Source organism: Paraburkholderia sp. 2C (genome assembly GCF_054589215.1).
In genome coordinates this window covers 20,527-31,614 of the sequence record NZ_BAAILL010000041.1, presented here as the reverse complement: position 1 = coordinate 31,614, position 11,088 = coordinate 20,527, and the positions used below count along the sequence as shown (strand labels likewise).

Annotated in this window: 9 protein-coding genes; 6 read left to right on the top strand and 3 right to left on the bottom strand. The window is 66.5% G+C overall.

Translation table 11 applies throughout. The annotated features are described in order from the left end of the window. From ACYPXD_RS18730 to ACYPXD_RS18705, 6 genes are all read left to right on the top strand, one after another. Positions 1 to 1,392: Do family serine endopeptidase (locus ACYPXD_RS18730; RefSeq protein WP_459714364.1), on the top strand; the 1,392-nt coding region annotated here is incomplete at its 5' end. Between the two features lie 16 nt (positions 1,393 to 1,408). Further along, the gene (locus tag ACYPXD_RS18725) at positions 1,409 to 2,014 is read left to right on the top strand and encodes a YbaB/EbfC family DNA-binding protein (protein ID WP_459714360.1); all 606 of its coding nucleotides are present in this window, start codon (positions 1,409 to 1,411) and stop codon (positions 2,012 to 2,014) included. 181 nt (positions 2,015 to 2,195) lie between these two features. Beyond that, the gene (locus tag ACYPXD_RS18720) at positions 2,196 to 3,566 is read left to right on the top strand and encodes a hypothetical protein (protein WP_459714358.1); all 1,371 of its coding nucleotides are present in this window, start codon (positions 2,196 to 2,198) and stop codon (positions 3,564 to 3,566) included. Between the two features lie 200 nt (positions 3,567 to 3,766). Next, a complete protein-coding gene (locus ACYPXD_RS18715) occupies positions 3,767 to 3,925 on the top strand; it encodes a hypothetical protein (RefSeq protein WP_459714356.1) in 159 nt (52 codons plus the stop codon). A 436-nt stretch (positions 3,926 to 4,361) separates the two neighbouring features. After that, positions 4,362 to 4,649, top strand: a complete 288-nt coding sequence (locus ACYPXD_RS18710) for a hypothetical protein (protein ID WP_459714353.1) — start codon at positions 4,362 to 4,364, stop codon at positions 4,647 to 4,649. A 183-nt stretch (positions 4,650 to 4,832) separates the two neighbouring features. Beyond that, positions 4,833 to 5,447 (top strand): flavin reductase family protein, encoded by a 615-nt coding sequence (locus ACYPXD_RS18705; RefSeq protein ID WP_459714351.1) that lies wholly within the window; start codon positions 4,833 to 4,835, stop codon positions 5,445 to 5,447. Positions 5,448 to 5,467: 20 nt separating this feature from the next. Here the strand turns inward: ACYPXD_RS18705 and ACYPXD_RS18700 are convergent, their stop codons facing one another. From ACYPXD_RS18700 to ACYPXD_RS18690, 3 genes are all read right to left on the bottom strand, one after another. After that, complete coding sequence (locus ACYPXD_RS18700; RefSeq protein ID WP_459714348.1) at positions 5,468 to 7,441, bottom strand: methyl-accepting chemotaxis protein; 1,974 nt, start codon at positions 7,439 to 7,441, stop codon at positions 5,468 to 5,470. 212 nt (positions 7,442 to 7,653) lie between these two features. After that, positions 7,654 to 10,254 (bottom strand): heavy metal translocating P-type ATPase, encoded by a 2,601-nt coding sequence (locus ACYPXD_RS18695; RefSeq protein ID WP_459714346.1) that lies wholly within the window; start codon positions 10,252 to 10,254, stop codon positions 7,654 to 7,656. A 135-nt stretch (positions 10,255 to 10,389) separates the two neighbouring features. Then, entirely contained in the window at positions 10,390 to 11,031 is a 642-nt protein-coding gene (locus tag ACYPXD_RS18690) for an FMN-binding negative transcriptional regulator (protein WP_459714343.1), read from the bottom strand. Positions 11,032 to 11,088 lie beyond the last annotated feature (57 nt).

The window sequence follows — 11,088 nt, the reverse complement described above, 5'->3', positions numbered from 1 at the left end:
GACGATGCGACGGCCGCTGCCGTGGCGGCCGTCGCATCGCCGTCCGCGGGATCCGGTTCGGTTTCGGCCTCGGGCTCGAACTCGAGCGCGGGCTCCGCGCAGATCGTGCTGCCGAACTTCGCATCGCTCGCGAAGCGCGACGGGCCCGCGGTCGTCAATATCAGCGTGACCCATGAAGTCACGCAGATGGGCGTGCAACTGCCGCCTGGCATCGCACCCGGCAATCCGCTCGCGCCGTTTCTTGCTCGCCGCGTGATCGGCAATCGCGAAGAAGTGAGTCTGGGCTCCGGTTTTATCGTCAGCGCGGACGGCTACATTCTGACCAATCGGCATGTGGTCGGCGACGCGAGCGTGGTCGACGTGAAGCTGACCGACAAACGCGAATTCAAGGGCAAAGTGGTCGGCACCGATGCGCTTTCCGATGTCGCGCTGATCAAGATCGACGCCGACGATCTGCCGGTTGTCGTCACCGGCAATCCGCAGCGCATCGAAGTCGGCGACTGGGTGATGGCGATCGGCTCGCCGTACGGCTTCGCGAACACGGTGACGTCGGGCATCGTCAGCGCGAAATCGCGTTCGCTGCCGGGCGAAGCGTATGTGCCGTTCATCCAGACCGACGTGCCGATCAATCCGGGCAACTCGGGCGGCCCGCTGTTCGATTTGCGCGGCCGCGTGGTGGCGATCAACTCGATGATCTTTTCGAAGACGGGCGGTTACCAGGGCCTGTCGTTCGCGATTCCGATCGATGTTGCGCTCGACGTCAAGGATCAGTTGCTGAAGACCGGTCACGTGAGCCGTGGCTGGCTCGGCGTCAACCTGCAGGAAGTCAGTCAGGCGCTCGCGCGTTCGTTCGGACTCGACAAGCCCGACGGCGCGCTGATCAGTGTCGTCGATCCGCGCGGCCCGGCCGCCCGGGCGGGCCTGCAGGCCGGTGACGTCGTGCTCGCGGTCGACGGTCACGATGTCGACGATTCCGTCGATCTCCTGACGACCGTCGCCAAAATCCGGCCCGGGCAGAAAGCCGATCTGCTCGTGTGGCGCGCGGGGCATGCAACGCGTATGAGCGTCGCGGTCGGCGAGCTCGACAGCAACGGCGGCGCGGCGACCGGCGCGACCGCTGTTCCGCCGACACGGCTTGGCATCGTCGTGCGGCCGCTGTCGATCGCGGAACAGCAGCGGCTCGGGCTTGATCATGGCCTGCTGATCGAGCAGGTGGCCGGGCGCGCGACGCGTATCGGGCTGAAGCCGGGCGACATCGTGCTGTCGGTCAACGGCACGCCCGTCGCCTCGCTCGATCAGCTCGCCGACGAACTGCGCCAGTTGCATGACAACGCCGCGTTGCTGATTCAGCGCGGCAACACACGCGTCTATTTGCCGTTCGATCCGGCGTGAGAGGCAGGGGAGACCTATGAACAAGAGCCGGCATCGCGCGTTGCAGCGCGGGTTGAGACAGGGGTTGAGGCACGGGTTGAGGCACGGGTTGAGACGGGCAGTCGGCTGCGCGCTCGGCGCGTGCGCGATTGCGTGCGGCATCGCCGGTTACGCGCAAAGCGCGGCGGCGCAAACCACTGAGGTGCCGCAAAGCTGGATCGCTTACGCGCAGATCGTCGGCGAACAGTTCCAGCGCTCGCTCGAAGCCTACGACGATACGGCTAACGAACTGCATGCGTTTCTCGAAGACCGCATACAGCATGGGCCGGCCGATACCATCCCGTCGATGGTCACCGTGCGCGCGTGGATCGGCAACGACGGTTCGGTCACGCGCGTCGTCTTCGATTCGCTCGGCGATGCGCAGGCCGATAACGATTTGCGCGCGGTGCTGATGGCGCACGCGATTGGCGTGTCGCCGCCGGCCGATATGCGTCAGCCGTTGCGTGTGCGGCTCGTGCTCGAGGCGAAGCCCGATGCCCAGCGGGACAGCGGAAATTCGGGGGGAAAGTCGAGCGGGAAACCTGAAGAAGCGCCGGTCGCGAGTCCACAGGCCATGCGGCCGCGCGCGGCGGGCGCTTCGTAGTCGCGTATCGTGCATCGATGCGCACATCGATGCGCGAATGGATGCAATAAGCGCGCGCGAATGACTCTTTTGTACAACGTGTGACCGGGTAACGCGCGACAGCGGGATCGAATCGCTGCGGCTTGTCGTCCATAATAGCGGCGCTCGACCCGATTCTCCCGGGAACACTTTGGAACACAACATGGCCGATCCCGCAGCACCTACGACCTCCCGCCCCTCCCGTTCCGGCTCGAAAGCGCCGCGTACCCCCGCCGCCGCCCCCACCGTTTCAACCGAAACTGAAAACAAGCTCGCCCGCGCCGCACGTTCGGCGCAGCGCCTCGCCGAACTCAGCGACGTGCCCGCCGACGACAGCACGCTCGACCTGTTCCCCGACGATCCCACGCGCGCGGCATTGGAAGCGATGAATATCGATGTGCGGCAAGGGACGCTCACCGGGTTCGAATTGCCCGACGAGGTGCTGGCGGCGGTCGAGGCGGCAGCAGCGGACGGCGGCGAGGCGGTCGTCGAGACGCCGGTGGAGACGAGGGTGGTGCGCCGGAATGCACGCGCGGCGGCGCAGACGGAGGATGCCGTGCGCGGGGCGGGACGGCCGGTGGCGGGCAGCGAGGGGGAACAGCACGCCGTGCCGACGGCGCCGCCGGCTGAGTCCGGCGTCGAAGCGGGCGACGCGGCTGTCGCAACGGGCGCGGCTGTCGCAACGATCGCGAATGCCGATGCGTGGGCGCGCGCGAAGACGAAGTCCGCAAGCGACAATTCCGCGGCTCGAGACGCGTCCGCGGTGGCCGCTTCGCCGGCCGCGCGGGAGAAGGAAATCACGCCGGCAGCCGTGGCGTCGTCCGAAGCTCGGTGGACCACCTCCAGCGGCGCGGCCGCGGCGGATGTAAAGCCGACCGTGACGGCCTCCGCCGCACGCAATACGACCGCGCTTCGTCATGCGGCAGGAGACGGGGACGCCGCGGAGGCCGCGGCGGGCAAGCCGGGTACATCGTCGTGGGCGGCTCGCACGCCGTTCGGCGCATCGAACGCCGCGGGAACCATTGCCGCAGCGCAACCCACCGCACCGCGTGCCACACCTGAACTCGATCACGCGCGCGCCGCCGCATTCGCCGACACCGTCGACGCGTTGTACGGCGTGATCGCCGATCAGCGCCGCGCGGCGGCCGAGCATTCGCGCCGGATGAAGCGGATGCTGTCGATCGTCGTCGGCGTGCTGTTCGTGACGGTGGCGATCGGCGTCGCGCAGATGCTGCTGCTCGTGCGTCTCACGCACGACACGACTGTTCGGCAGCAACGCATCGAACAGACCCTGCTCGGCCAGCAGGCGACGCTCGCGACGCTGCTGCAGACCGAATCGTCGCCTGCGCCCGCCTCCCTGGCGCCGGCAGCGGCGATGCCCAACGCGGGAAATGGGAGCGGTGCATCGTCGAATCCGGACGCGCCGGCAGCCGCCGCGCCGCGTCAGCCCGTGGCGCCCCATCCGTCGGCGAAGACGGCGCGCGCGCATAAGCACAAGCCCGCACCGGCCACCGCCACGGCGCATACCCACTGATCGCAACCCCGCCCGGCGACGCGCAGGCAACCCGCCTGCTTCGCCCGTCTGTTGCATTGATGCAACGCACAAGACGCCCGCGACGCCCGGCCGCGGGTCATTTACAAAAAATTTGTGCGGCGCACTAGACGTGATTTAGGGAAAACCCTATACTCGGTTCCTAAGGGAAAACCCCAATCATTCATTAGCCGGGAGTCGCCATGAACGTTCTTTTTGCTCTGTTCCAAAAGGTCAGCGACCTCTTCGCGTCGCCGCACCTGCCGCTGGATTCGGATTACTCGTTTGAAGCGCGTCATCGCGAAGCGGAGCGTCTGCGCCGCGCGCAAGCCACGCTGTTCGGCATCCGTCTCACCGACTGATCAGCGCGTCATCCACCGCGCACCGCCTCGTGCGCGCCTCGCGCGCGAAGTCGTCAAAGCGCGGTAAAGAAAGCCCGGCTCGAACGCCGGGCTTTTGCTTTCGGGCTCCATGAAGGCGTGTCCGCCATGGGCGCCCCCACCCGATTCCCGCCTTCGAATCACCTTTCCCATGCTTTCCTTTTAGAAAGGGATGTAACGGTCGCTGACAGGCAAGTCAGGGGTTCGTCAGCGCTCATCCCAAGACGCATCCCGAAAATACGGGCGATGCGCCAATAACGGGGACGCATGGGCCCCTGTTCCGTGAAATGCCCGCTTACAAGTCTTCACGTTTATGAATCGGCGCGGCCGCTACAGTGGGTCTCAAGCGCGGGGCCAAAGCTGAATGCACTCGCATCGGCGGCACGCGCCAGCAAAAACTCTGAACGGGAGAATGAACATGAAAACCTTGAACAAGACGTCGCGCACCCTGATTGCCACGCTGCTCGCGGGCGGCGCTTTGCTTGGCGCATCCGGCGCGTTCGCGCAAACCGTCGTCTACGGCGAACCGCACATGATGCCGGTCGGCGTGTCGATCAATATCGGCTGGCAAGGCGATGGCCGCTACTGGGACGGCCACCGCTACTGGTCGCATGACGACTGGATGCACCGTCATCCGCATGCGCACGACCCGTATCGTCACCACGACGATCACGCGCACGACCATGACCACGATCACCGCGGTTAATGCGCGTGCCGTGAATCGGATGTGAGTGCAGCGGCGCGTGCCGTTGCACACATGGCGAACTGGCCTGCCGGGTATCCAGCGGCAGGCCAGTTTTGTTTACACGGCAATGCGGCATCGTGTGTGCGCTATGCTGGACACTTCGTCCAAAGGACCGAACACATACCAAGGTTTCGGCAACGCCACATGAACGATGTTCACTTCTACGATCCGCTCGTCGGCCACGGCTTGCCGCACGACCCATTCAAGGCGATCGTCGCGCCGCGCGTCATCGGCTGGATATCCACGCGCGCCGCGAACGGCCGGCTCAATCTCGCGCCTTACAGCTTCTTCGGCGCCTTCGCGACGTTTCCGCCGATGATCGGCTTTTGCAGCGAGTCGTATAAGGACAGCATCCGCAATATCGAAGAGACGGGCGAGTTCGTCTGGAACATGACGTCGAAAGCGCTCGCCGCGCAGATGAACCAGACCTCGGCACCGGTGCCGCCGGAAGTCGATGAATTCGAGCTCGCGGGGCTGACGCCGGTGCCGGGGCGCAATGTGTCGGTGCCGCACGTCGGCGAATCGCCGGCAGCGCTCGAATGCAAGCTGCTGCAGGTCGTGCGGCTGCACTCGCTCGACGGCAAGCCGATGGACAACTACCTGGCGATCGGGCAGGTGGTCGGCGTGCACATCCAGAGCCAGTATCTGAAGGATGGCCGGTTCGATACGATGGCCGCGCATCCGGTCATGCGCGCGGGGTATCGCGCGGATTACGCCGAGATCGGCCCGATGTTCGAGATGTTCCGGCCGAAGGCCTGACGTCTAACGCCGGGGCCGGATCACTGCCGCCCGGCGTTCATCTTGAACACGCTGACCGCATCGCTCAGGCGATCCGCCTGCTCGCGCAATTGAGCCGCCGCGCGTTCCGCTTCGACGACGAGCGTCGCGTTCTGCTGGGTCGCTTCGCCGATCTGCGTGACCGCGAGATTGACCTGCTCGATGCCGCCCGACTGCTCGCGCGAGGCGACGCTGATTTCGCCGATGATCGTCTGCACCTGTCCCACGCGATCGACGATGCCGCGCATCGTCACGCTGGCTTCCTCCGCGATCCGGTAACCGTTGTCGACCTGCGCCGTCGACTCGGCGATCAGCGCTTCGATTTCCTTTGCCGCCGCGGCGCTGCGCTGCGCCAGCGCGCGCACTTCCGATGCGACGACCGCAAAGCCCTTGCCGTGCTCGCCCGCGCGCGCCGCTTCGACGGCGGCGTTCAGCGCGAGGATGTTCGTCTGGAAAGCGATCCCTTCGATCACGGACGTGATATCGGCGATCTTCTTCGACGACTGGCTGATTTCGCCCATCGTCGACACGACCCGCTCGACCGCGCGGCCGCCGTCGACCGCCGCGGCCGACGCATTGGTGACCAGCGTATTCGCCTGCGCCGCGTGCCCCGCGTTCTGCTGCACTGTCGACGTCAGTTCTTCCATGCTCGCCGCGGTCTCTTCGAGGCTGCTCGCCTGCGTCGCGACGCGTGCCGCGATGTCGCCGCTGCCGGCCGCGATTCTGGCCGTGCCATCGGTGATATCCGACGATGCGCTGCGCACCTGCGTGACGATACGCGCCAGCCCTTCGCCGATGCCGTCGATCGCATGCATGAGGCGGCCGATTTCGTCGCTGCGGCCGCGGCTCGCATCGGCCACGCGCACGCTGAGGTCGCCGGCCGCGAAACGTTCGGATGCCTTGGCCGCTTCTTCGAGCGGACGGCTCACGAGCCGGCGCACGACGATCAGAAACACCGCCACGAACACGGCGACGAGCACGAAGCCGATCAACAGGAAGCGGTCGCGCGTCGCGTTGACTTCAGCCATCACTTCGTCGCGTTTCGCGATGCCGCCGAGCAGCCACTGCCATTCGGGCACGGTGATGAACGACGCATATTTGTCGGACGGGTCCGTTTCGCCGAGCGCCGCATCCTGCGAGCGATACGCGATACGGCCTTCCTTCTCGTCGAGCATCTGACGATACGGCGCGTTGCTGTCGTCGGCTTTCTGGCCCGCCGCGGCCGGATGCACGACGAGCTTGCCGCGATCCGCGCCATTGGACGCATCGATCACGAAGTAATAGCCGCTATCGCCGATCTTCAGCTTGCGGATGCCGTCTTCGATCGAACGGATTTGCGCATCGACGTCGACGCCGACAAACAGCGCGCCGATCACGCGGCCGTTTGCATCGAGGATCGGCTTGTACTGCGTGATATAGCGTTTGCCGAACAGCGTGGCGAGACCCGTGTATGACTTGCCCGAAAAAATCGGCCCATACGCAGGGCCTTTGCGATCGAGCAGCGTGCCGATCGCGCGCGAGCCGTCCTGCTTTTTCAGCGACGTCGTCACGCGCACGAAGTCGTCGCCGGTGCGCGCGAAGATGCTCGCGATGGCGCCGCTTTGCGCGAGGAAGTCGTCGGGAATCGAGAAGTCGAGGTTGAGCGTCTTGTCGCCAGCCTTGAATACCGGCGTCGCGACACCGTTGATGTCGACCTTCTGGGCTTCGTCGAGCGCGAAGTTCGACGGCAGGAAGTGTTCGAACAGCGACATCGAGCGGCCGACTTCGGCGCCGAGCGCCTTGTCGAACAGCGAAATGGTGTCGGCGATCGAGCGGTCTTTTTCGGCAATGCGCGTGAGCACCTGTTCGTTGATCTGCTCGCCGGCCGAGCGGGTGACGGCCCATGTGAAGGCCGCGAAGATCAACGCCACCAGTGCGCACGACAGCATGGCGAGCCTGGCGCCGACGCTGGCGCGGCGCAAAGAGGGGAATTCCATGTCAGTGCTGGCGGTAAGGGGACGGGGACGGACTGCATGCGCAGTGTCGTGTCGCGAGTGAATTGCCCAACGATTGAAGTTCTCGCGACCTGATCGGGGTTAACGACAGCGCAGACGGATTTCTTTAGTCTTTCGAAAGGCCGATGTAATGATGGCGAAGGAAGAGGGGCCGGGCACCCGCGCGAAGTGCGGAGCGCCGGCCGGCGGCACGGTCAGGCGCGCTGTGCCTTCCAGCGGCGCAGCAGCAGCGCGTTCGTCACCACACTGACGCTCGAGAAAGCCATGGCCGCGCCCGCGAGCATCGGATTGAGCAGCCCGAACGCAGCGAGCGGAATGCCGATCAGGTTGTACACGAAGGCCCAGAACAGGTTTTGCTGGATCTTGCGCCAGGTGCGGCGCGAGATATCGATGGCGTCGGCGACCAGCGCCGGGTCGCCGCGCATCAGCGTGACGCCGGCAGCATGCATCGCGACGTCGGTGCCGGTCGCCATCGCGATGCCGATGTCGGCCGCGGCAAGCGCGGGCGCGTCGTTGATGCCGTCGCCGGCCATCGCGACGACCCCCGTGCTGCGAATCTTCAGGTCGTGAATCACGCGCGCCTTGTCGGCCGGAAGCACTTCCGCATGGAATTCGTCGATGCCGAGCGCGGTCGCGACGCTCGCCGCGCTGCCGCGGTTGTCGCCGGTCAGCAGCACGCTTTTGATGCCCATCTGCTTGAGGCGCTCGATTGCCGCGCGGGCGGTCGGCTTCACGGTGTCGCCGAAGGCGATCAGGGCGAGGACGGCGGGCGCGTCAGCGGCGGTGGGGCTCGCGCTGCTTGTGCCTGCGCTGCCGCGTGTGATCAGCCACGATACCGTGTTGCCCGCGTGTTCGAGCTGCTGGGCGCGCAACGCGAGCCGCTCGGGCAAGGCGATCTCGAGTTCCGCGAGCCAGCGCCCGCTGCCGATGGCGATCGTGCGCCCGTCGACGTCGGCTTCGACGCCGCGGCCGGGGATGGCGCGCGCGGAAAGCGCGGTCAGGTTGCCCGTTGCGCTTGCGGGCGCGGGAGGCGAACCTCGCCCCGCCTCGAACGCCTTCACCACGGCGCGCGCCAACGGATGATCGCTATGCCGCTGTACCGCCGCGGCGAGACGCAACGCGTCGTCGCGATCGACGCCATCGGCGGTTTCGAACGCCGTTACCGACGGTTGCCCGAGCGTCAGCGTGCCGGTTTTATCGAACGCGACGACGTCGATCTGATGCGCGGTCTCGAGCGCCTGAGCGTCCTTGATCAGCACGCCGTGGCGCGCGGCGACGCCGGTGCCGGCCATGATCGCGGCCGGCGTCGCGAGGCCGAGCGCGCAGGGGCAGGCGATCACGAGCACGGCGACGGCATTGAGAATGGCGGTCTCGACACCGGCGCCCGCCAACAGCCAGCCGATCAGCGTGAGCGCGGCGATCGCGAGAATGACAGGCACGAACACGGCGCTCACGCGGTCGACGAGCCGCTGGATCGGCGCCTTTTCCGCCTGCGCGGTTTCGACGAGACGGATGATGCGCGCGAGCGTGGTCTCCGCGCCGATCGCGGCGGTGCGAACCGTGATCGCGCCTTCGCCGTTGATCGAGCCGGCGGTCACGGCGTCGTCGGGTTGCTTCGGCACCGGCATGCTTTCGCCGGTGATCAGCGATTCGTCGATATGCGTGCGGCCCTGCAGTACCGCGCCATCGACGGGAACGCGTTCGCCCGGCCGCACCGCGACGATCATGCCGACGCGCACCTGCGCGAGCGGCACCTCGCGTTCGCCGCCGCCGTCGACGATCCGCGCGCGGTCCGGCCGCAACGCGTTGAGTGCGCGAATCGCATCGGTGGTCTGGCGTTTGGCGCGCGCTTCGAGCCACTTGCCGAAGCGCACGAGCGTGATGACGACCGCCGCCGCCTCGAAATACAGATGCATCGTGTCGCCCGGATGCATCGCGAGCTGATAGAGGCTGATGCCGTAGGCCGCCGACGTGCCGAGCGCGACGAGCAGATCCATATTGCCCGCGCCCGCACGCACCGCGCGCCATGCGGCGCGATAGAAGCGCGCGCCGAAGACGAACTGGACGATTGTCGCGAGGACGAGCTGTACGGCGGCAGGCAGCATTGCATGGAAACCGAACGGTTCGGTCACCATCGGCGCGATCAGCGGCAGCGTCAGGAGGGCGGCGACGAGCACGGCGGTCAGGTCGCGGCGCGCGCTGTCGCGTGGTTTGGCGGACGCCGCCGCAGCGGTCGCGGCAGTAGCCGTCGAAGCGGTGGCCGCGAGGTCGGTCTCGGAAGCGAGCGGCGTCGCGTGGTAGCCGGCCTTTTCGACGGCGGCGACCAGTTGATTGACGGTGGCCGCGCCGTTCAGCTGGACGCTGGCCTTTTCGGTCGCCAGATTCACCGTAGCGGAGGCGACGCCCGGCACCTTCGCGAGCGCTTTCTCGACGCGCATCGCACACGAGGCGCAGGTCATGTCGCTGATTGCCAGTTCAGCGGAGGAGGGCGCGAGGGCGTCAGGCGCAGCCGCCAGGTCGGGGTTGACCGCTTGCGCAGCGGCCGCCGTGGCGTCATAGCCGGCCTTACGCACGGCTGCGAGCAACGTATCGACGGAAACCGACGGATCGGCATCGACGGTCGCTTTCTCCGTAGCGAGGTTGACGCTCGCCCGCGCGACGCCGGGCACCTTGGCGAGCGCTTTTTCGACACGCATTACGCACGACGCGCAGGTCATGCCCTGGATTTCGAGTTCGGTGGCCGGCGCGGCGGGAGGCGCCGCGGCGGTGCTGGCTGGCGTGGCAAGGTCGGTCATGATGCTCGGACTCCGGTAGCGGCCGATGGACCGCTCGATAAGGCCCAGTATCGACGTTCCAATGATGGGAAGGTCAAGAACATCCATGTGAGAGTGGTGGGTACACAGCGACGGCTATCGGATACACAAAAACAGCTACCCCTTCGCCAACGTCCCCGCCATCGCCGCCGAAACCCCCACCTGCGCATCGCTGCCACGCTCCCGCAGCGCATCGAGCGCCCCTTGCCGGTCGCCCGGTTCCTTGTTCTGCCCCAGCTTCCATTTACCGACCAGCCGCGTCACCTCGATCTCGATCCCGACAATCGCGCCAAGCATCTGCGAGATAAAGTCCTCAGGCGCGTCGCCCATCTTCCACGGCGCGGGCTCGCCCGCTTCCATCTTGCGCGTGAGCCGCGCGACCAGTCCGCGCAGAAAGCGTTCGTCGTCGCGAACGACGATGCGGCCATGCGCATGCACAACCATATAGTTGTACGTCGGCACCTGGCGGTGCGCTTCGTGTTTGCTCGGATACCAGTTCGGCGAGATATACGCGGACGGCCCCTGGAAGATCACGAGCGCGTCCGGCCGTTCGGCCGCCTCGCGCCACAGCGGGTTCGCGCGCGCGACATGCGCGCGCAGCGCGCCGTGCGCGCCGCTTGCCGGATCGAACTCGAACGGCACATGGTTCGCATCGAGCCCCTGCGCTCCCACCGTGACGAGCGCGCCAAGCGGATAGTCGTCGATCAGCCGATGCAGCACATCGGCACGCTGCTCTTCGAAGTGCGCGGGCATATACATGAGTTCGCTCCCATCATTGAACCGATCCCGCAGAAAAATGCGGAAAAGCGCAAACGT

Bases quoted from the DNA above. Each gene is read 5' to 3' on its own strand.
- ACYPXD_RS18725 (WP_459714360.1), top strand. From the start codon at position 1,409: ATGAACAAGAGCCGGCATCGCGCGTTGCAGCGCGGGTTGAGACAGGGG.
- ACYPXD_RS18705 (WP_459714351.1), top strand. From the start codon at position 4,833: ATGAACGATGTTCACTTCTACGATCCGCTCGTCGGCCACGGCTTGCCG.
- ACYPXD_RS18690 (WP_459714343.1), bottom strand. From the start codon at position 11,031: ATGTATATGCCCGCGCACTTCGAAGAGCAGCGTGCCGATGTGCTGCAT.
- ACYPXD_RS18710 (WP_459714353.1), top strand. From the start codon at position 4,362: ATGAAAACCTTGAACAAGACGTCGCGCACCCTGATTGCCACGCTGCTC.
- ACYPXD_RS18700 (WP_459714348.1), bottom strand. From the start codon at position 7,441: ATGGAATTCCCCTCTTTGCGCCGCGCCAGCGTCGGCGCCAGGCTCGCC.
- ACYPXD_RS18695 (WP_459714346.1), bottom strand. From the start codon at position 10,254: ATGACCGACCTTGCCACGCCAGCCAGCACCGCCGCGGCGCCTCCCGCC.
- ACYPXD_RS18715 (WP_459714356.1), top strand. From the start codon at position 3,767: ATGAACGTTCTTTTTGCTCTGTTCCAAAAGGTCAGCGACCTCTTCGCG.
- ACYPXD_RS18720 (WP_459714358.1), top strand. From the start codon at position 2,196: ATGGCCGATCCCGCAGCACCTACGACCTCCCGCCCCTCCCGTTCCGGC.